This is a genomic window from Bacillus horti (genome assembly GCF_030813115.1).
GTDB classification, from domain to species: Bacteria; Bacillota; Bacilli; order Caldalkalibacillales; family JCM-10596; genus Bacillus_CH; species Bacillus_CH horti.
In genome coordinates this window covers 1-21,019 of sequence record NZ_JAUSTY010000015.1, presented here as the reverse complement: position 1 = coordinate 21,019, position 21,019 = coordinate 1, and the positions used below count along the sequence as shown (strand labels likewise).

General features: G+C 37.1%; 25 protein-coding genes and 1 pseudogene. 3 read left to right on the top strand and 23 right to left on the bottom strand.

All coding sequences use genetic code 11. The features are described from left to right. Positions 1–55 precede the first annotated feature (55 nt). The 3 genes from J2S11_RS15930 to J2S11_RS15920 form a co-directional block, all read right to left on the bottom strand. Positions 56–418 carry an Asp23/Gls24 family envelope stress response protein gene (locus J2S11_RS15930; RefSeq protein ID WP_307396191.1) on the bottom strand — a complete coding sequence of 121 codons (363 nt, stop codon included), beginning with the start codon at positions 416–418 and terminating at the stop codon, positions 56–58. Positions 419–457: 39 nt separating this feature from the next. Next, positions 458–808 carry a hypothetical protein gene (locus J2S11_RS15925; RefSeq protein WP_307396190.1) on the bottom strand — a complete coding sequence of 117 codons (351 nt, stop codon included), beginning with the start codon at positions 806–808 and terminating at the stop codon, positions 458–460. Positions 809–1,031: 223 nt separating this feature from the next. Next, positions 1,032–2,366, bottom strand: coding sequence for a chymotrypsin family serine protease (locus J2S11_RS15920; protein ID WP_307396189.1), 1,335 nt, complete (start codon positions 2,364–2,366; stop codon positions 1,032–1,034). A gap of 512 nt (positions 2,367–2,878) precedes the next feature. Between J2S11_RS15920 and rpmB the strand changes: the two genes are divergently transcribed. Further along, on the top strand, positions 2,879–3,067 hold the full coding sequence (gene rpmB, locus J2S11_RS15915) for a 50S ribosomal protein L28 (RefSeq protein ID WP_307396188.1): 189 nt from the start codon (positions 2,879–2,881) through the stop codon (positions 3,065–3,067). 549 nt (positions 3,068–3,616) lie between these two features. Here rpmB and J2S11_RS15910 read toward each other — a convergent pair. From J2S11_RS15910 to J2S11_RS15840, 15 genes are all read right to left on the bottom strand, one after another. Continuing rightward, positions 3,617–4,513, bottom strand: a complete 897-nt coding sequence (locus J2S11_RS15910) for a hypothetical protein (RefSeq protein ID WP_307396186.1) — start codon at positions 4,511–4,513, stop codon at positions 3,617–3,619. A 121-nt stretch (positions 4,514–4,634) separates the two neighbouring features. After that, entirely contained in the window at positions 4,635–4,985 is a 351-nt protein-coding gene (locus J2S11_RS15905; protein WP_307396184.1) for a hypothetical protein, read from the bottom strand. Between the two features lie 123 nt (positions 4,986–5,108). Further along, positions 5,109–5,672, bottom strand: coding sequence for a GNAT family N-acetyltransferase (locus J2S11_RS15900; RefSeq protein ID WP_307396183.1), 564 nt, complete (start codon positions 5,670–5,672; stop codon positions 5,109–5,111). Further along, positions 5,665–5,979, bottom strand: a complete 315-nt coding sequence (locus J2S11_RS15895; protein WP_307396181.1) for a nucleoside triphosphate pyrophosphohydrolase — start codon at positions 5,977–5,979, stop codon at positions 5,665–5,667. Before J2S11_RS15895 ends, J2S11_RS15900 begins: the two co-directional genes overlap by 8 nt. Positions 5,980–6,013: 34 nt before the next feature. Beyond that, positions 6,014–6,694: a hypothetical protein gene (locus J2S11_RS15890; RefSeq protein WP_307396179.1), complete on the bottom strand. Its 681-nt coding sequence runs from the start codon at positions 6,692–6,694 to the stop codon at positions 6,014–6,016. 350 nt (positions 6,695–7,044) lie between these two features. Next, the gene (locus J2S11_RS15885) at positions 7,045–7,479 is read right to left on the bottom strand and encodes a zinc dependent phospholipase C family protein (protein ID WP_307396177.1); all 435 of its coding nucleotides are present in this window, start codon (positions 7,477–7,479) and stop codon (positions 7,045–7,047) included. 23 nt (positions 7,480–7,502) lie between these two features. Further along, positions 7,503–7,811: a type II toxin-antitoxin system RelE/ParE family toxin gene (locus J2S11_RS15880; RefSeq protein ID WP_307396175.1), complete on the bottom strand. Its 309-nt coding sequence runs from the start codon at positions 7,809–7,811 to the stop codon at positions 7,503–7,505. Further along, positions 7,787–7,978 carry a hypothetical protein gene (locus J2S11_RS15875; protein WP_307396174.1) on the bottom strand — a complete coding sequence of 64 codons (192 nt, stop codon included), beginning with the start codon at positions 7,976–7,978 and terminating at the stop codon, positions 7,787–7,789. The genes J2S11_RS15880 and J2S11_RS15875 overlap by 25 nt, the downstream gene beginning before the upstream one ends. Positions 7,979–8,086: 108 nt before the next feature. Next, positions 8,087–8,611: a P-loop nucleotide/nucleoside kinase family protein gene (locus J2S11_RS15870; protein WP_307396173.1), complete on the bottom strand. Its 525-nt coding sequence runs from the start codon at positions 8,609–8,611 to the stop codon at positions 8,087–8,089. A gap of 131 nt (positions 8,612–8,742) precedes the next feature. Continuing rightward, complete coding sequence (locus J2S11_RS15865; RefSeq protein WP_307396171.1) at positions 8,743–9,537, bottom strand: ABC transporter ATP-binding protein; 795 nt, start codon at positions 9,535–9,537, stop codon at positions 8,743–8,745. Positions 9,538–9,552: 15 nt separating this feature from the next. Further along, positions 9,553–10,491, bottom strand: coding sequence for an ABC transporter permease (locus J2S11_RS15860; RefSeq protein ID WP_307396169.1), 939 nt, complete (start codon positions 10,489–10,491; stop codon positions 9,553–9,555). Between the two features lie 512 nt (positions 10,492–11,003). Next, positions 11,004–12,026 carry an ABC transporter substrate-binding protein gene (locus J2S11_RS15855; RefSeq protein ID WP_307396168.1) on the bottom strand — a complete coding sequence of 341 codons (1,023 nt, stop codon included), beginning with the start codon at positions 12,024–12,026 and terminating at the stop codon, positions 11,004–11,006. A gap of 192 nt (positions 12,027–12,218) precedes the next feature. Then, complete coding sequence (locus tag J2S11_RS15850; protein WP_307396166.1) at positions 12,219–12,725, bottom strand: DinB family protein; 507 nt, start codon at positions 12,723–12,725, stop codon at positions 12,219–12,221. Positions 12,726–12,806: 81 nt separating this feature from the next. Further along, entirely contained in the window at positions 12,807–13,283 is a 477-nt protein-coding gene (locus tag J2S11_RS15845; protein ID WP_307396164.1) for a GNAT family N-acetyltransferase, read from the bottom strand. A gap of 23 nt (positions 13,284–13,306) precedes the next feature. Further along, positions 13,307–13,795: a hypothetical protein gene (locus J2S11_RS15840; RefSeq protein WP_307396162.1), complete on the bottom strand. Its 489-nt coding sequence runs from the start codon at positions 13,793–13,795 to the stop codon at positions 13,307–13,309. 132 nt (positions 13,796–13,927) lie between these two features. Here J2S11_RS15840 and J2S11_RS15835 point away from each other — a divergent pair, with 132 nt between their 5' ends. Beyond that, on the top strand, positions 13,928–14,743 hold the full coding sequence (locus J2S11_RS15835; RefSeq protein WP_307396160.1) for a DUF2935 domain-containing protein: 816 nt from the start codon (positions 13,928–13,930) through the stop codon (positions 14,741–14,743). 283 nt (positions 14,744–15,026) lie between these two features. Beyond that, positions 15,027–15,800, top strand: coding sequence for an SDR family NAD(P)-dependent oxidoreductase (locus J2S11_RS15830; protein WP_307396158.1), 774 nt, complete (start codon positions 15,027–15,029; stop codon positions 15,798–15,800). A gap of 51 nt (positions 15,801–15,851) precedes the next feature. Here the strand turns inward: J2S11_RS15830 and J2S11_RS15825 are convergent, their stop codons facing one another. The 5 genes and pseudogenes from J2S11_RS15825 to J2S11_RS15805 all read right to left on the bottom strand — a co-directional run bounded on the left by J2S11_RS15825 (position 15,852) and on the right by J2S11_RS15805 (position 20,920). Further along, positions 15,852–16,670 carry an ABC transporter ATP-binding protein gene (locus J2S11_RS15825; protein ID WP_307396156.1) on the bottom strand — a complete coding sequence of 273 codons (819 nt, stop codon included), beginning with the start codon at positions 16,668–16,670 and terminating at the stop codon, positions 15,852–15,854. Further along, positions 16,670–17,707, bottom strand: coding sequence for a FecCD family ABC transporter permease (locus J2S11_RS15820; protein WP_307396154.1), 1,038 nt, complete (start codon positions 17,705–17,707; stop codon positions 16,670–16,672). The genes J2S11_RS15825 and J2S11_RS15820 overlap by 1 nt, the downstream gene beginning before the upstream one ends. Then, the gene (locus J2S11_RS15815; RefSeq protein ID WP_307396153.1) at positions 17,704–18,744 is read right to left on the bottom strand and encodes a FecCD family ABC transporter permease; all 1,041 of its coding nucleotides are present in this window, start codon (positions 18,742–18,744) and stop codon (positions 17,704–17,706) included. Before J2S11_RS15815 ends, J2S11_RS15820 begins: the two co-directional genes overlap by 4 nt. Further along, on the bottom strand, positions 18,737–19,843 hold the full coding sequence (locus J2S11_RS15810; RefSeq protein ID WP_307396152.1) for an iron-siderophore ABC transporter substrate-binding protein: 1,107 nt from the start codon (positions 19,841–19,843) through the stop codon (positions 18,737–18,739). The genes J2S11_RS15815 and J2S11_RS15810 overlap by 8 nt, the downstream gene beginning before the upstream one ends. Positions 19,844–20,222: 379 nt before the next feature. Further along, positions 20,223–20,920 (bottom strand): annotated as a pseudogene (locus J2S11_RS15805) (SDR family NAD(P)-dependent oxidoreductase). Positions 20,921–21,019 lie beyond the last annotated feature (99 nt).

Genomic DNA, 21,019 nt, shown 5'->3' with positions numbered 1-21,019 from the left:
ACTATACTAAGATCCTCCTAACTACTTGTTGTGACAATCAATCCTACAAACAGCTCTAAGGCTGAATCACACGAACTCCTTGAACAAAAATATTCACTGTTGATACGTCTAAACCAACCGTTTGTTCTAACGTGTATTTCACCTTCGATTGTACATTGTGAGCCACCTCAGAAATCTTGGTTCCGTAGCTTACGATAATGTACATATCCACATGGATGCCTTCTTCATCCTCACGAACGACAACACCCTTACTAAGATTGTCCTTACCAAGTAGCTCGGTAATCCCATCCTTTAACTGTTGACGTGAAGCCATTCCTACTAGCCCATAGCAGTCTAACGCCGCTCCGCCAGCTAATGTAGCAATCACTTCAACGGATACATCAATATGACCTAATCCTGTAGATATCTCCACACTCATATTCCAGCCCCCTAACGAGAGTTTTCAAATCGTTACGTCTCATTTTACTACAACATCCTTGTTTTTAAAAGTTTCCCTCTTAAAAAAGCAGAGCATGAAGACAAATCCTGCAATAATGCTTGCATAATCGACGATTTCCCGTCCTACAATTCGAAAAGGTATAATTATGTTTATCACTGGCTGTAATGAAGTAGGGTAGTAATTCAAATGATTTCCCAAAACACTCATTAGCCCTATGAATAATAAAGGGGGGACAACAATCAAAAATAAAATCCAGTTAAAGTTCCATTCTCCATCACGTTTATACAATCGCCATACATGGACAGAACCTAACACGGCTCCCAAGATGACAGGAAGTAAAAATTGAATTGCAGCTGCAACATAGTGCATTAGTTGTCTTGATCCTCCTATGGGAAAAAAAGGGTGAAAGGATATGCTAGAGGTGTTTATATGTAGCCATCCGAAAAGATTAATGGTAAGTAAGAAACATATAAGAAGTGTTATGTATGTTAGTATCTTTTTAAGCATACTGACCTCCAATTAAGTTTTGTAAAAATTGGACATCCAAGTCTAAAAATAGACTTGGATGCATTAGTGAAATTTAGCAAAAAAATTACTGAACTATATATATTCCGCTTAAGTTGAGTTCACTAACTATATTTCCTATCTTCGAATAAACTAATGTGTCAAAAACTCCATCATTATTTGTATCTAATCCCCCAGTTACAGTCCCATGTAATCTTGCACCAATTGGAACTGTAAATACCACACCGCCACTATCTCCTTGAGAGGGAAAAGTATTACTAACCATTCCTTGATCACATATATTCCCAACATCAGGATCTGGATGAGTGCCTGATAGAATACATACCCCACCGTTGTATGAACCAAAATTTGCGCCTGATACATATCCTTTATAGTATATTGTATTACCTAAACCTTCACTAGTATTATTAATACTAGTTAAATTAAATGATCCAATCCTAGGTTGAATATTGACGTTATTTGTCAATAATATAGTAGAGGAGTCTGCATATATAAACTCTCCCACAACTTTAGAATGAAAATTCCCTATGAAGTCATCAGTCGAATTACCTCTATACCAAGACATAGGAATTGAAATCCTATTACAGTGGCCAGCTGTTACGAGAACATCTTGACTTGAATTGTTTTGTGCAAAAAAACCACTTGAACATTGAGAACGCCTCAACCCTGATCTACCTTGAATATGCTCACCAAGCTCTAAATCAAAACTGTTCAAAGGTTTAAAATTTGCTTTTTTAAATGTTATTTTATCCAAGTCTACAATTTGACCAATTTTATCCATATCAACTTCATCATCAAAACCGCTATAAACTATAACTCTATTTGACCCTTCATCTATTGAATAGAGATTAACATTCATTTCAGCTAACTTTTCTGCATTTTCAGTTAGCCTATCCCTTACTTCTACTAGCTGATTTAAAGAATAATCAACCTTTTCGAATGTCACGTCATTATAATCTATATTTTGATTAAACTCAATGTTTGTAATCTCTGTTAGAAAGATTGTAGTGCTTCCATCCTTTGAATTAAAAAAGGATCCAGCGTAGATATCATTATAGTTTTGTTCAACAAATTCTCTGATAATATTTGAATCCTCTTGTTGCTTATTTCTCTGAGATATTATTTCCATTTCTTCATTAGTTAGTGGAAATCCTAAAAGCTGCTCTAATTCTGTGTACAGATAATTAGACTCTATTAGGTTTCTGACAAAATCATCTGAGCTATCTATTCCATGAAGCTCTCTAAATTGAATTGCAGAGGAAATAGTATCTTCATTAAGCTCAGCCCTAACAAGTGTCACTTCATCAGTTGAAGTATCATTAGCAAGAGAACTGTTCATCAAAGTAATACTAATTAATAAAATCAGCGTAGTCATTAAAACAACATTTCTTATTATCTTCATATAAATAACCACCTTTACATTTCATGAATTATCATCATGAGTATTTATTTTCTTGAAGATAAATCATCTTGTTGTTATGAAACTATTTTTAAAATATTCGATATTCCTCCTTTTTGTATTTGTTTTTTCTTGCAAGTACATTGTATTGCAAATGGAAATAAAATGTAAACATTTTTTTTGCAAAATATTGTTTTTTTTCTTAATTATTTTGTTAGTACTAATAGGATGTTTGTGTGAAAGCAAAATTGGTTTGATGATACTGCTTACCTACATTATAAATACTACGAGCTTTAATTTTAATATTTTTAAGCATATTAACCTTCTTACACTTTTAGAGTGCTGACTTATAACCGTTATTTTAGTTGCATCATCTATTAATTATCTTAGAATCAACATTGCAATTTAAATACTGATGTGCTACTATTATTTAGGTATTTATAAAAGTTCGAGGATGGAACATAGACAAATTCTTTCATCTCAGACATCTCAGATCGGTTATAGGAGGTGGAATCATGGCTCGCGTATGTTATATCACAGGAAAGCGTGCAAAAGCAGGTAACAAAAGAAGTCACGCTGAAAATAAAACAAAACGTAAATGGGGCGTTAACGTTCAAAAGGTAAGAATCCTTGTTGACGGTAAGCCTAAGCGTGTTTACGTAAGTGCTAGAGCACTTAAATCTGGTAAAGTTGAGCGTGTTTAATTGAAAATGAATTGTAACAGGAAGTAATGTAAATGAATGTTTGCATTGCTTTTTTGTTTGTCTTCGATTATCCTTATCCCTCCACCTGGGCAAGGTAACTCGATCACTACCTTTAAAGTAAGTGGAGGAGACCTTCGTTCCTTTTGGCAGTTTACTTGCATGTCCATTCAGGAAAAAGAAGCGGCTGTTTCTTTGCTGTTTAATCTCCACTACCTCTTCACCTTGTGTGTATTCTCTTTCATCAAGCCACTCAAGATTTGAAGCTCTAGAGTATACTAGATCATACAGTTTGAAGATATCTGCGTCTGGATTTCTTTTTAAACTACTACTTGCAGTTGGGTTCCCTATTTGATGGGCACAGGCAGAAGAATAAATGTATTTATAAAAGAAAGCTATGTCTTAATATCCTTGATTTAGAGAACATTTAATTAGTTCACATTCCTTATCATTATTATACTGCACTGATACAAACAACTGTTTGAAAATCCCCTAAGGCATTTCAACAAACAATGAAAATCAGCACAATTCAATATGTTGTGCCCATTAAAATTACTTATAATGTTCTTCAAATGATAGTTGCTCTAAGTATTCATCAATTGATTTACTAAGTTCTTTGTATGTAGAAATGATTCTGACCATAGAAACTAGAAATGCAGAACTAAAATAAATAATTTCCATCATTCCTGGGTTATTAAATAAGCTAATTGATAGGTATGCAGTTGTTGATAAAAATACAATTAGCCATAATTTAAATTCACTTTTCACTTTAATAAATTTATCTCGCAAATTGTTGTCTGGTAAAAAGAATATTCTCAAAGAAAAGTAAGCACCTGAAAACAAAAACAATAATAAAACCAGTAGTTTTTCTTCTATCCCACCAAATATATTTTCAAGAAGAAAATCATCAAAGTAAATATAAAAAGAATTCAATGTTAAAAACATACAAGAAACAACAAAAGTAGCAAATATAATAATTTCAAAAAAAAGTTTTGATCCTTTGTATTCATAGGCAATTAATATAGCAATATCCAGCAATTTTTTGAAAAATCTACAGTATATTAAAAGTTTATTTTTATAATTCGTATAAAAAGGTACTATTAATAATAATGTCACTAGCAATATTGGATTTAGTAACTTATTAAAATTAAAATTTATATTTTCATAAAATCTCGACAAGAAAACGTATATTAATAGTGAGAGTAAAAGAACTATAAATATAACAACCAATAAGATAGCAAAGAAAGCAATTGCTCTTGAAATTATCAAATGGAATCTACTTCTAGAATTTATTGTTCTTGTTTCTAATTCTTCAAGGAAATCTAGAAGTGTATACAAAAGCATAAAAAAGTTGGCATTTATTAAAAACCACCCAATTCTTCTATAAAGATAGATTTTTTTATATGCAAACATAAAATTGTAATTTAGCGACATTGCTTTTCTTTTCAATAGGAATATCAACTGTCTTTCTTCCCCAAAACATATGATCGTTCTCACCTTAGTAATATTTATAAATGTAATACAAATTTCTTTGTTTAATAACTGTAATCATTTTCAAGGCAGGATATTTCTATTCCCACTTGTTGTTATTCTCGTCCCTCCTAATAAAGAGATACTCCTCCTTCTTAATAAAAGTATAGTAATACAGCTTAAGCGGATTCCAAATACTCTTCCCTTGTACCATACATCCACAGTTAAAAATGAGTCTGTCTCCTTCATGAATGGTAAATTTCAAATGATTACTTTGACACCAGTCGATCTTCAAGTAAATTTCATAATCCCCTGGTTCAAGTTCTACCTTTACTGTTTCATCGATACCAATCGTACCATGATTAAAATCATTAATCATGATATAGTATTTTCTTAAGTAGTTTACATACTCTGATGGTCTAATGATTTCGATATATGTATTATTCTGCAAGTCAGTACACCTTTCTAGTAAGCCTTTACGCATTTCATTTGCTAATTCCAACTTAATATGCTCAAGCTATTCTTAGTATTATATTCATTGCTTTTCCCACTCCTGGTATTTATGGTTTTAGGTTTATTCACCTTTGGTACCCTCATCTAAAATATCAATTGTCTTTCTTCTCCAAATCATATGATCGTTCTCGTCACCCCAGTAACTCTTATAAACAAAATCCGGCTGACCAAGCTTCTTAGTCCAATATTTCTGTGCACTCCTGTAGCCGCTATCAAGACAAAATTCATCTATTCCATTAGCTCTCATCGATAGAAGTAATGCACGAAAAAGCATACGTCCTATTCCATTTCGCTGCTGTGTAGGATCAACAAATACCGTCCCCATTTCAACAATAGTCTTTAACTCACCCTTTGTAAGCTCATTAATTAACTGACTAGATGGACCGTATTCAATTGTCCCAATAATCTTATCTTCATTAACAGCTAGCAAAAAGAATCTGCTCTCTCCATTCCTTTTCAGAGATTGGTCTAGATACTTAATCTTAGAGTCTATTTCCATTTCAATATCTTCTTTTAAATATGATAAACCTTCCTTATTGAAAGTATCCTCAATGACAACGCGAAATAAACGATGTATATCCATAATGTCCTCAAGTTTAGGTATTCTTATCTCTACTTTACTCATATGTTTTAACCAAAAATAAGTTTTTGTGAAAGCCCCCATTTGTAACTTCCTTCTTTTTTTGTATCTCTTCCAACTGGTCTTTTGAAACACCTTTTAATCTAGCGATAGCAAAAACAACCTCTAGAAGATCTGCTAATTCTTCAACATCTTCTTCCGCTTTAAACTCATCGATTTCCTCATTTAACTTCTCTTTAAGTCCTTCTAGAAATGTTTGGTCATCTAACTCTCGTATTTCGTACTTCATGCCATTTTTCATAATGATCTCTGGAATATTATCACGAATTACTTTGTTGTATATTTTCATCATCTAATTCCTTTACCTTTTATTTTTCTAAAGAAGTTTAACTTGAGACTTGATCTACTTTTACTTTTTTCAAGCTACCAACTAGAATTCTAGCTTTATACAATAACCATGTCTTTACCATAGATTCGTTATCTTTATGTACTGCGACTTTATTTTTATAGGTAAAATCATTTAAATCAATAGCTAGCCTTCCTACAGGCTTGACAGGCTCCTCGCTTATCCACTCATCAAATTGTATTTTTCCCTGACCAGAATGAGTGAACGTGTCTTTTGGCAGAAGATACACCACACCATCAGTCCAAGGGTCACGCTTCATCGTAGATTCGTTTAAAGAAAAATAATGAAATTTACTCTTTCCTCTAATAATGCACCCGTTCCGAAAGTTTCCGATTAATTGACTACGATTAAATACTGCATAGAAAATGGCCCAATTTGAATCTGTTGTGGCAAAGACAGCCTTCGTCCACTCGTTATTATATAAAGTTTGTCTTCGAGGCTCAAACTCATGAATATCTGGATTGTTAGACCCGTGTAGCACATATTCTTTTTTAGATGTAGCATACTGCAGAAATCGGTATTTGGGGTAGTTCAAGTCATATGTGATCAGCTTTCCTTCACCAATCGCAGTTAATAGCTTGTCATAAGCTACAATTTCCTCCTCGGTGAACTTTATGCTGGAAGAACGCTTTAACAGTAATGTCAGCAATACTGAGATCATAATAAAAATACTCCTTTCAAACTCCTAAAAATAACCTGCATATATTGCGCTTTCGAAGCTTCAGCCCCCTGAATTTATTGATACGAGGCATTTTGATTTATTATTTGGTTATCAACGTTTACATCTATTTGCTATTCTTCTACATATTTTATTTTTATTTATTTGAATCCAGCCATACTAATTCTTTAAGTTCTCTTGCAGTCTCATTTATAAAGTGTATTATCTTGTCTTGTATGAAGTATGTAGTAGAAATATGAGGTTCATTATTTTTGTCTAGTAGCCACTGTAGCTTGTTATCCCTGTAATGTTTCACTTCAAGTTGTTTAACAAAAGGATGGATGGTGTATCCATTAGCCTTTGGAAGTAAATCCAGTAACTTTTCTGTTCCTCGAGGACTTCATCAGATCGAATTCTAATTGGCTAACTTCTTGTCTGTATATCCTCCGAAGATCCATTTTATCTCCGTTAAAATTATTCTCAAAGTCCTCGTAAACGGTATTCGTCCACATTACATCCGTATAAACATGAGAAAAGTAACCTATTATAAAACCTCTCCACTCTTGCTCTGATTTTTGCTCCAAGTATGTATGTAATGTGTCTAGGATTACTTCTACTGCAGGAAACTGGTCATTATGTACAAGATGTGTTATACCTTTTTCTTGTCTAGATATCTCTCCTCTCATATGAATGGCATCAGGTGCAATGCTTCCTAAAAGGAGATTGGGACTAGGATTTCCATTGTATAAATTTTCTGAAACTAAAAAGTGTACCATTGGCCAGGGCATGGTCATACCTCTCTTTATGCAATTTATCTATCATCAATTTGAAAAATATCTCTTGCTCCGTGAACAATAGTTTTAATAATTATATTGCTGGGATGTATTTGATAAATTAATCTATATCTATGCACAAAAACTTCCCTCAAATTAGGATCATCCATCTCTGGAACTATCCTCCCTCTTTGTGGAAAGTCTATTAGGCTTTGAGCTTTATTCATAATATCATCATAGAAAGCTAGTCCATAATAAGTAGAATCTTGAGAAATAAACTCAACGATATTCTGGAGATCTTTAAATGCAGATACCGTCCAAATTATTGATCGTTTTGCCCCAGCCATTTATCCATCCTTTCTTTAACTTGATCTTGAGTCAAAACATTGTTCTGATCAATATCTCTTTGACCCTTTTCAATTTTTGAGTGAACATACAAGGTATACTGGATATCCTCAATTGAACAGTCTTCTGGAAGTGTATCAATTATTCTTTTAACATCATCTTTAAGCATTTTAGAATCACCTCATTAACAGTATATCACACTCAAGTTACTTAGTTGAAACTTACATTTTAACCTAATTTACGGAATATAAAGCATTCTCCATTTCATCTTAAATTTCTATACTTCATCTAAATAACAGATAACTTCATCAAAATACACCTCTAACGGATTAGAAGTATCAACAATGAGATATTTGTGATCAGATGGTCTTTTACTAGCATCAATAAAATGATTAAATGATTCTTTGTGAGCCTCAGAGATTTGGCTAGCCATACGAGATCTATTTCGAAGTCTGTAACTGATCTCTGAATAATCATTTAGGTAGCATTCTACGTACTTGTATCTTGCCTGATACTTTCTGCTTAAATATAGACCTTTCTCTATCATCTCAGAATAAAGACAAGGACTATCTAAAATGACATCATAACCTTGAGATAAGTAAAATTCTATGTATGCCCAATCCACTTCATAAGATACTTTCCCTAAATCTTTTGAATCAAGCTTCATGCTTCCTAAGGATTTTATCATAGCTGACTTTGTAATGTCGTGGTCAATAATAAGGGCACCCGTTCGTTTAGCTATTTCTCTTGAAAGAGTAGACTTACCTGAACCAGGAAACCCTGACATTTGAAGAAAAAACATAGCACTATCGCCTTTCTGTTAAGAAAAATTTACTTTGCTAGAAGTATAGCCTACAATAAAAAATTGACTTCGCTTTAAGCAAGCACCCCAATCCACCTTAACGTGATATTTGGGATGCTTCTCATTAAATCTTACCCTAATATTGCTTTGTCACTGGCAAACGTCTCTCCACGAAGGCGTTTGAATTCTGCGAGTAGCTTATCTATAGTCAACTGTTCCTTTTCTTCGTGCTGTACCTCTAATATAATTCTACCATGGTCCATCATGATTAGCCGATTCCCCAGATCCAAAGCCTGCTGCATATTATGTGTGACCATAATTGCCGTAAGATTTCCATCTTTAATGATCTCCTGTGTGAGACTTGTAATAAGCTCTGCTCTTGCAGGGTCAAGAGCTGCCGTATGTTCATCAAGCAGCAGCATTTTGGGTTTTGTAAACGTGGCCATTAACAAGCTCAGCGCCTGACGCTCACCACCTGAAAGCAAGCCAACCTTAGCAGATAAGCGGTTCTCAAGTCCAAGATTCAGCGATTCAAGCGCTTCACGGAATAAAGTTCTTCTCTGTTTATTAATTCCACTTCTAAGCGTTCTTCTCTTATCCCTAGAATAGGCGAGTGCCAAGTTCTCCTCAATAGTCATATTCGGTGCTGTTCCAGCCATTGGATCCTGGAAAACTCGTCCTATCATAGGGGCACGTTGATGCTCTTTTAGATGATTGACTCTCTTCCCATCGATTTCAATCGTTCCAATATCGGGAATCATAACCCCTGAGATGATATTCATCAAAGTAGATTTTCCCGCTCCGTTGCTACCTATTACTGTAACAAAATCTCCGGGCTCTAAGTGAAGGTCAATAGCCTGTAAAGCAATTTTTTGATCTGTGGTTCCCTCATTAAATATTTTCTGGATTTTTTGAAGTCGAAGCATGCTTTTATCCCCCTCTTATGACTTTATCTCTTCTCTTACCTGATCAGCCTGTTGCTGACGGATAGCCCTTTTTCGTTTTTCATGAAGTGCTTTCATGATTTGAGGAGCAACTAGAGCAAAAATAACTATGATGGCTGTTATTAAACGCAAATCTGAAGCATTTAACCCTAGTCTTAGAGCCAAAGAAACCGCAAAATAGTAAATAATCGAACCACCTGCGACAGCCATTGTAACTCGGCGGAGTGTTTTAGTGCCAAAAATAGCCTCCCCAATAATAACGGAAGCGAGGCCAATAATGATCATCCCAACTCCCATCGTAGCATTTGCATTTCCTTGGTACTGAGCAAAGAGCGCCCCTGATAGGGCAACAAGTCCGTTGGATAGCCCTACTCCCAGGATAATTGAAATATCTGTGTTTACTGTATAGCTGCGAATCATACGTTGGTTATCCCCTGTTGCACGTATGGCCATCCCAATTTCAGTTTTTAGAAACCAGTCTAAAGCCAGCTTGATCAAGAGCACAACCAGGGCCATGGCGATAATTAGATCAAACCTAGCCAAAAAAGGGAGATAATCGCTGAAAAAGCCTTTGACCTGCTGCTTCAGTGTTTCTTCTGAAATCAATGCCACATTAGGTCGTCCCATGATCCTCAAATTGATCGAATACAGAGCAATCATGGCAAGAATCCCTGCCAGAAGCCCATTGATTTTTCCTTTCGTATGGATGATACCGGTAAAGCAACCGAAGATAAAGCCAACTATTAGGGCACTAAAAGTAGATAAAAGCGGTGAAACCCCCGATACAATCATAACGGCTGCTACTGCACCTCCAGAGGTAAAGCTCCCGTCTACCGTCAGATCAGGAAAATTAAGAATACGAAAAGTAATATATACACCTAATGCCATAATGGCAAAAATAAGTCCAATTTCAATGGCTCCATAGAGCTGTGCCATCTTAACCCTCCTTTGTTCCGTGATGTTAGGAAAAAAGCCACAGGATATGACCCCCATGGCCAGTTTTTTATCTATTCATTAGGTGAGAAGACTCCTTCCTCAAAAGTGAAGCTTTAGGTGGGAGATGAATCACCTTTTTTGTATAGCAAAACACAAACACATGCGCTATAATGAAACATATGTTCTTTGAAAACTGAACATATGAGGTTGCACAGAGAAGAAATAGGAACCTTCTGTGCGTAAAATGTTCAAGGTAATTAGAACCTTAACCATGTACTCCCAAACTGATAAAGAAAGAGGAACATCAGCTAAGAACCGCCCATCCTGGGCGAACGCTGATGCCAGCCCATCCATGGGCAAGTAGGGATAATGGATGTGTGAATCATCCACAGTGAATAAGGGTTGCCTACACGGTCGCAAGTTAAATGCCAAACTTCACTGAAAAAATTCCAAGCTATTCATCAGTTGGAAGCCCCCACTTCAAATACCTTTGGTGTTATGTGGTGGGTAGTTCACTCAAACTCAACTAGGTTTTGTCTTAGCTCCTCAGGTAGATTTCGGATAAGGTCCTTACTGTTACTAATGCCTTGTGCTTCAGCATTTTTATAGTTTACATATAACCCTAAAGTAGATGGACGTTCTGCCGGAATATCCGCTGGATTAACTCCATCTTTGATCACCTTTACAGCCATTTCTCCTGTTTGGTAGCCTAAATCAAAATATTTGAAGCCGTAGCCTACAAATCCTCCTCCGGCTCTTTCCACAGAATCGCCTTCACCGACAAATATCGGGATGCCATTTTCCTGGGCAACCATACCTACAGACTCTAGATTACTAACAACAAGGTTATCTAAAGGAATGTAGATCACATCAGCTTCACCGATAAGTGAATTCGCAGCCGTACTGACTCCGTTCGGGTCTGTAGCCGTTTTCTCCACCGCTTCCAATCCGAGCTCATTCAACACTTCTTTTGCTTGTGCTACGTTTTCAACAGAGTTATCCTCCCCCGCGTCATAGATGATTCCAACCTTTTCTGCTTGCGGGAACATTTCTTTAGCTGCTTTTAGCACATTTGAAACGGCATCAGGGTGAGTATCTGACGTACCTGTAACGTTCGATCCCGGCTCTTCAAAGCTTTCAATTAGACCAGCAGCAACAGGATCGGTAATTGCGGTAAAGAAAATCGGTGTATCTTTTCCAGTGTCACGTACCTGTGTCACTACCGCCTGAGCACTTGGTGTAGCAATCGCCAAAATCAGGTCATAATCTCCTGAAGCAAACTGCTGAGCGATCGTTGCATTTGTTCCACTATTGGTTTGGGCATTTTGTAGGTCAATCGTTAGATTTTCCCCTTCAACATAACCATGATCTGCTAGAGCCTCTATAAATCCTTCACGTGCCGCATCAAGAGAAGGATGCTCCACATACTGAGTAATGCCAAGCTTAATCGTATCCTCTCCACTACCGGTTGTCTGCCCGCAACCGCTTACAACAGCCAAGATTGCGATCAGGATAAATAACCACTTTTTAGACAAGCCAGTCTCCCCCTTTATTAAATTTGTGTTTTTATACAAAATCATTATACACAAAAATGGGAATATTAACTATACTTTTTGTATACTGAAAATTCACTCATTTATTATTATATCATTCTACATACTTCTATTTGGCTTGATTCTTAACATTCCTTCGGCTTCAACAGCAGCTTTTTCAAGATTCGTTTCCTCTTATGGTAAACGATCCTTAATTTCATTAATTTGCTTCATATGTCTTTGTTCATGTAAGTACAGCGACCTAACCCATTCAATTAATAACATTTCTCTAAAGACAGGGTGTACAAAATGTCTTCTACTTAAGATTGATGGATCCTCTACTGTGTTTAATAATTCATGTAACTTCAGTCTTGAGTTGCTCAATTTTTTGATGATATCATCATATTCTAAATAAGCATCCGTTGGTTTAGCAATGTCTGGAGCTTCTAACTTCGTACTTCTATCAAGTAGAAAGTCTAATGATTTTTTTTCTATGAACGAATCCTCTTTCCTACTTAATCCCTTCTTTATGGCAATGACATACAATTCTTCTGTCTTACATAGGTGTTCACATATTTGACTAATGCTCCAAGTGTTTGGGTCTTTGCGTTTATTTAATTGATCTGCATTCAATCCCTTAAGAGTTTCGAGTAATTCGTCTCTAGTTTCTCTTAATTTTTGATTAATTTCATAAAGTTCCATAAATATCCCCTCTCTTTAATTATCCGATAAATCATTCCGTTAATAGTTCAGGAAAGCTGTTGATCGTTCATACTTATCCCTCTATTCTATTACTAATTCCATCGGATCATTGCATAACTTATATCCGTTTCTTTTATAAAAATCTATACTCTCATCACTTGGCCAAACAATAATAAATTTATATTCATTATCCTTTGACCAGCTCTCAATTTCCTGAAGCAACTGACTTCCTATTCCCTTACCTCTGTATTCCGGCAAAGTATAAACGTTTGTCATGTATGTAAACGGGTTTGTCTTCCTACCTGGTCTAGGAACCTTATTAATAAGCTCAATATAAATATGAGAAACGATCTGTTCTTCAGTTTCAGCAACCCATATAAACCACCTGCCATTATGAATTGCCTCTAACAAAAATGACTTACATTCATCATAGAATGCATCGTACTCTTTATCTTCAACCGGAATCTGTCTGTGTTCGTTTGTAAAATCCCATCTCATTTTAACTAGTTGATCTACATCTTCTTTTTTTGCTAATCTAACTTTTATGAATAAACTCATCAGATAACCCCTTACAATTTGACTTAATGGCTTACAGTATTGCTTTCATTAATTTTCATTCTAACAAGCTGAAAAACAAACCCTAGTGTAAAAATAACAATCATTATTATGTAAGATAGAATAATACTTTGAGTAAAGTCAAAAACATTTGAAAATAAGGCTATTATTCTATGTGCAATTGGTAAGATAAACAACGCATAATATTGAGATAATGCCGCCAAAAACAGATTTCTATTAGAATCATCTAATATAATAAATTGCCAATAGTATAGTCCAACTGATATCCCCCACCATACATTTCCTATAATAAAACTTTTAATCTTGTTGAACTTTACTTTTGCAAATTGTTTACCCACCCAAAACCAATATATTACAAAGGATATGCATAATGGCCAAATTAATAAAATGTAAACAGGAACTATCAATTCTATAAAACTGTTTATTAAAAAACTAAGAACAAATGGCAGTAATATATATAAGAATAATCTGTATTTTTTAATATAATCCTTCATTGTACTCTCCTTAATTTGGATTTAAAAATCTCCTCCTATACCAATACACTCATACATAATTAAATAGACATAATGTCCTAGCATACTCACATATGGTATGGGAAAGGAACCAAACCAAAGGAGGAAAAACCTTTGTCAAACGAGTTTGTCGAGCGATCACTAGAAGAGGTACGATTTTGGTCAAGAATAATGAAAGAGCACTCTCTATTCCTTAAACTAGGATTCAGATGTGAAGATACTCAATTAATTAATGAAGCAGAGCAATTTTATGCTATTTTTGAGTCCATTGAAAACCGAGCCAATACATTTACAGAGGGAACAGACGCTCAGGTGATTAGACAGTTTAATGAAGAAGTCTATAGTGCCGCTTCTTACATTTGGGTTTTCAAGAGAAAAGTCCTTGGCTTAATTTTGCAATGTAAGCTCCCTGGCGCTAATAATTTCCCTTTGTTGGTCGATCATGTAAGTAGGGAAGCGAATTATTTTAGGAATCGATTAATGGAGTTAAATATGGGACGCATGGAGCCTCTACCAGATGCAATTATTGATGAGAATGTATTTTTTCTAAAAATAATGGCTGATCATGCAAAGTTTATCAGTCATTTATTAGACCCTTCTGAGAGAAGACTTGTAGAGCAAGCCAATCATTTTAGCGAAGAGTTTGACCAACTACTTTTCCAAGCTCAGGATCTTAGCTCAATGCGCCCTCAATCCCAAACTGTACCACTGCTAGATCAGTTTCTTGATCAGAACAGAGTTTCGGTTAAGTCGCTTCGTGATTTCAAGAAAACAGCACGTGATTTAATTGATGCCTGCAAAATTAAAAGCATTATTCATCCTCTTTTAGCTGATCATGTTTTCCGAGAAGCAGAGCATTTCTTAGTTATTATTGATATGTTTGAGGACAGTCTTACAGGCAAACCTGTCGATCTCAGAGATATACATTGAAGCGATAAATCTTAACAGATTTTTAGTTTGCGGTAACAACAGAAGGTGGCGTTGACAATGCTTCATATTAGTAAGTCATCTCACAAAATGTTAATCCGATAGATACCAGTTAATTTTTGTATCTGGCGAGCACACTATCTTTTTAATTATTCTTTATTTTACCACTCTTAGAGATTTAAAACTATGCTGAAAGAACACTTCATGGAGAATATACAACGCACTAATTGTACAACCTAATCCGTGAAGCTCAAATTAGTAATACTTCTCTAGGGAGGAAATGATTATGGGAAAATTTGAAGATAAAGTGGTTATTATTACAGGAGCTGCTGGAGGGATTGGTAAAGTAACAGCGAAAAAGCTTGCAGAACAAGGAGCAAAGCTTGCTCTTGTAGATTTGAAGCTAGAAGCGGTTCAAGAGGTTATTTCTGAAATGAGACTAAATGACTCCAATGCACTTGCTTTGCAAGCTAATGTAGCAAATGAGGATGAGGTTAAAGCATACGTAGACACTACAGTTAATAAATTCGGAAAAATTGATGGCTTCTTCAACAATGCTGGAATCGAGGGTATAACAGCCAATGTTGAAGATTATCCTACCGAGACGTTTGAGCTTGTTTTAAACATTAACGTAAAAGGTGTTTTCTTTGGCTTAAAATACGTTGTTCCAGTAATGAAAAAACAGGGCTACGGAAGTATCGTCAATACGGCCTCCGGAGCAGGCTTGATCGGGTCACCAGGCTTCGTAGGCTACAACAGCTCTAAGCATGCCGTAATTGGGATGACTAAAGTTGTTGCTCTAGAGGTAGCTCCTCACAACGTTAGAGTTAATGCCTTGGCTCCAGGTGTAATTAATACACGTATGATGCGCCAAATTGAAAAGAACACTGTTCCTGAAGATGCTGAAGGAGCTAAACAAGCGTTCAGCGCTGCCGTACCTATGGGAAGATATGGAGAGGCAGAGGAAGTTGCCAATGTAGCTTTGTTCCTGTTATCTGACGATGCATCCTATGTTACACAATCCATCTATACCGTTGATGGCGGGCAAATGAGTCAGTAACTTAGTATACTTTCATTAAGCATTCCCTCTGTAAAAATTGTTTCTGTTGTGTTACTTATCTCCTTGCCCATCATTAGCATGATGCCTTCCTTTAGGAATCACTAGTGGAGAACCAGAAACAGGGTCTTTAATCACCATGCAATTGAGACCAAATATGTCTTTAACCAATGCACTGGTAATGACCTCAGATGGTTCTCCTTCAGCCACAAGCTCCCCCTGACGCAGGGCAAAGATATGATCTGCGTAACGAGCCGACAGGTTAATATCATGTAGAACCATCACAATTGTTGTGCCGTGTTTTCGGTTCAGGTCGGTGAGCAGATCTAGGATCTCTACCTGATAAGTGATATCTAAAAATGTTGTCGGCTCATCTAAAAACAAAATGTCTGTTTGCTGTGCCAGAGCCATAGCAATCCACACACGTTGTCTTTGTCCTCCAGATAACTCGTCTATATTTCGGTCTGCAAGCTCTGTGATATTCATAATATCCATAGCTTCAGCAACAGCTTCATAATCCCCCTTAGTCCAGCCTTTGAGTATGGACTGGTGAGGAAATCTTCCACGTCCAACCAAATCAGCAACAGATATGCCCTCAGGCACAATAGGTGATTGCGGAAGCAGCCCCAAAACCCGTGCTAATTGCTTAGGAGGGAATTTGCTGATTAGCTTTCCATCCAAGCTAATGACTCCTGATTCGGCCTTGATTAATCTTGCCATCGTTTTAAGAAGGGTAGATTTACCACAGGCATTTGCTCCAATAATTACGCTAATTTGATTACTAGGAATCTCAAGGGTGACACCTTGAAGAATCGTTTTGTTGTCGTATCCTGCTATGATTTGTTCAGTTTGAAATTGGTGTATCCGTTTCATTATAAGCTTCCCTTTCGATTCATACGAATAAGTAAATAGAGCAAATAAGGCGCTCCTAAGATACCGGTAATGATACCCACTGGAAAGCGGACATCAAAAGCAAATTGTCCAATTAAATCCGCCGCCAAAACTAAGTTCACACCAACTAAACCTGCTGGAATAACGTTTGAAAAGCCCACACCAACTAATCGTTTGGCGATCGGCCCTGACAGAAAAGCGACGAAAGCAATCGGTCCCGTTGTCGCAGTAGCTAGAGCAATTAAACAAACGGAGCTTAAAATAAGTAGCATCAGAGTCCTGTCTGTATTTAATCCAAGAGAAGAAGCTGATTGTTCCCCTAGCTCTAAAATACTAAGATGCTTACCTAACACGATTACGATTGGAGCACAGATCAATACTGTGATCGCAAGTGGCGGGAGTGAATTCATCTGAGAGCCATTGAGACTACCACTGAGCCAGCGGAGCGCTGTAGGAATATCCTGTTGATCTCCCACCATCAGAAGATAAGATATGACTGAGCTGAGCATGGCCTGTATTCCAATCCCTACTAGAATTAATCTTCCAATCGAAAATGACTTCCCTCTGGACATTGCGTATATAAAGGATACTGTAACCAAACCTGCAATGACTGACGAAACGGAAACAACAAAATTACTTGTCTGAAAGATAAGGATACAAACAAGGGCTGCTGCACTTGAACCGGCAGTTATACCGATCACATCTGGATTAGCTAAAGGATTGCGTAGCATTGTCTGAAAGGTGTTGCCGGCAAGACCAAAGGCAAATCCAGCTAAGAGACCTGCTATCAGCCTAGGCAGACGGATCGTATTGACTGCAAAGGATACCCCACTAATCTGTTCACCCAAAAGTGCTGAGACCACATCTTGAACCGAATACAAGGTATTACCCAGCAAAAGCATTGTACAGCTTAGGATACAGGCGAGTAGCGTAAGTAAGCTAGTAACCACGATCCACCTGCGCCACCTTCGAAGTCTACCCTCCATAATGAATGTAATTGATTTATTTATATTTTTCATAATGAACGCACTTTCATTCTCATAGCGAGTAGTATAAGTAACGGAGCTCCTATAAAAGCAGTTACAACACCTGCTTCAAGCTCTCCAGGACTGCCGATGATTCTACCACTAACATCGGATAATGTTAATACAACAGCGCCAGCTATTGCTGACATTGGGATGATAAAACGCATATCAGGTCCAAGCAGAAGCCGGATGAGATGAGCGGATAACAGACCGACAAAGCCAATAGGGCCTGCCAAAGCAGTTGTTGCCCCACACAATATAACACCTGCAAATGCAGCGACTAGTTTCAAAACTCCCGTCCGTACACCCTGCCCTTTAGCCACCTCATCTCCTAATGCCAATGCATTGAGCGCCGAAGCTGCTATCACTCCCAGTACAATACCTGTAATCAGAAAAGGAAGGAACGTGCCAATTACACTCCAATTAGCTGCCCCTACACTTCCAACTTGCCAAAATCGAAATTGATTCATAACATAAGCGCGTGGAAGCATGATGGCACTCACCAGAGAGGAGAGGGCTGCACTTGTAGCAGCTCCTGCTAAGACAAGCTTAAGGGGCGTAGCACCACCACGCCCCATGGAGCCGATTCCGTATACGAATACAGCGGTAATCATAGCTCCAATTAAAGCCAGCCAGATGTACTCACTAGCCGTACTTATATTCCAAAATGCCATGCCAATAACAATGAACAAGGCTGCACCTGTGTTTACGCCAAGTATGCTCGGGTCAGCAATTGGATTACGTGTGACAGCCTGCATCAAAGCTCCAGATACACCGAGTGCCGCACCACAAAATAAGCTGAATATGGTACGAGCAATCCTTTGGCGAACGACGTTCGCCCCGTAGGAGTCCACTTCAGGTTGAAATAGACCGGCTATCAGCTCATCCCAGCTGATCATACGAGAGCCTAGGACTAGTGACAGCACCACGCATATACCTAGTAAAATTATTGAAAGGACTAGCACCTTTTTAAAATGCTTAGGGAGATAGATGCTTAGCCTTTTGTTTTTATCAGTCGACACATCATTCATTGATTTTACTAATGGATTCTCCGATTAATTCCAGGTAATCATCAATCGTATACGCAATAGAAAGTGGATTTGGAGTACCTGAGGCCGCTAAGGATGTACCATTTCCTATAAACACTACAGATCCTCTTTGGATGGCTGGAATTTGACCAAGTAGTGGATCGGCTTTCACCGCTTCATACAAGCTTTCATCACCATAGCCGATTAAGATATCCGCATCGTTTAAAACATCGGCGTTCTCAGCACTTAATCGTAAGGAATAGCTATTTTCATCCTCAATCTGCTCCGTCACACTTTCTGGATTAACCATTCCTAGCTCATTCAAGAAAGAAACACGAGGGTCCACAGGGGTATATAGATGTAGACGAGACATGTCATTCGCTGAGAAGTTCACCCATACCACTTTCTTCCCTTCCATCTCTGGATACTCGCTTGCTTTCTCCTGAATCAAGTTTTCAGTAGTCGCAATTAGTTCTTCACCTTCTGCTTCCATACCCATACCTTTTGCGTTCAGCATGATTTGCTCACGCCAAGTCGTAACCCAAGGTGTATTCGTATAAGGCACAACTGGAGCGATTTGAACAAGAATATCGTAATCCTCTTGTGTGATACCTGAATAGGCAGCCAGAATAACATCCGGATTAGAATCGGCAATAGCTTCAAAGTCTAAACCGTCCGTATCCTGATATATATTCGGCTCAGTTACTCCAAGCTCATCAAGCTTTGCCGCTGTCCATGGCAATAGCCCGCTGTCATCCTCTACACCAAAGTTCGCTGCTGAAAAGCCTACAGGTACAACTCCAAGAGCAAGTGCAACATCATGATTTGCCCATTGGATAGTGGCAATTCGTTCAGGCTTACTCTCAATAACAGTTTCACCAAAAGCATGCTCAATGACAATCGGATAGTCAACCTCTTCTACTTCTTGAGAATCAGTTGTTTCAGTATTAGTCGTATCATTATTTTCCGTTTCAGTTTCATTCTCGTTTGCTATGGTAGTTGGTGTCTCATCATTAGATGATGGACTAGAGCACCCAACTAGGAATACTATAATGGCAGCTATAATAAGTAAGCCTTTGAATAATTGCTTTTGATTTCTCATTGCTTCATTCTCCTTCTATGTTTAAGTAATATGTTTTTTATACTGACTATCTATACTCTCCATATATGTAATCGATAATGAGAATCAGTATCAATTAAATATACTGCCTGTCGAAGGGATTGTCAATAAGGAAAAGACATCTGTTCTAAAGCATAACTAAATCTAAATGTACCATTAAGATTACATTCTTCTCCTAGCCTTCCTCATTGTATCCTGTCAGAGAAGTAAAGCGATGATCCTTAGGCTTTTACAGTTCATTAATTTGAACGTAAAAAATGTTACTTATGTAAGAAACGGGTTAAAAGCGATCAAAGTCCTGTTTAAATGTAAACCCCGTCCTATCTTTAGGACGGGGTGGGAATAGAATGATATATAAACTTTACCAGCTCATTTCTGACACAAGTGGTTCAAGAAACCTACCGGCTATATCTTCTTTAGAATGTACAAGCCAAGTACATATTCGAGTAGCTGCTTCTTCTGGACTCATATCAGCACATAAGCTCCAGATGATGTTTGTAGCTTTCCTGGATGGATAGCTGTAACTGAAATAGGAATATCCTCTAGCTCTTGATTTAAACACAGCGTAAGCATATTTTGTGCTGCTTTTGCGATCCGATAAGAATATGAAAACTTCCCCTTTGCAAATTCACCACTTGACATCTTAGATAATGAACCTAACCGGGAAGAAAGATTAATAATACGAGGATTTGAAGATTTACGTAAATAAGTTAGGGTTGCTTGTACAGTCCTAACCACACCTAAGCAATGGATATTATATAAATCCATTAACTCTTGTGTACTTACTTTCTCTATTTCATATGTTTGTCCCGGTATGCCAGCATTGTTAATAACGATATCCAGATGGTTAGCATAGAAACTGAACTGAGAAGTTATTTCTGCAATACCCTCATCTTTACTTATATCTGTCAATACGGGATGACATCTATCAGTGAACATTTCATTAAGAGAAACTAGAGATTCTTTCCTTTTTACAACTGGAAATACGGTATGTCCATTTTCATGAAATACTCGTACTAATTCTAAACCTACACCTCGATTTCCACCTGTAATCAACAGTTCCCCTCCCACTATAAAGTAATGTTTTCTCGCGTTTTCTCGCGTATTCTCCCATTTTCAACATTGACAGATTGAGAAGGAGAGTGGAGAATGTCAGGT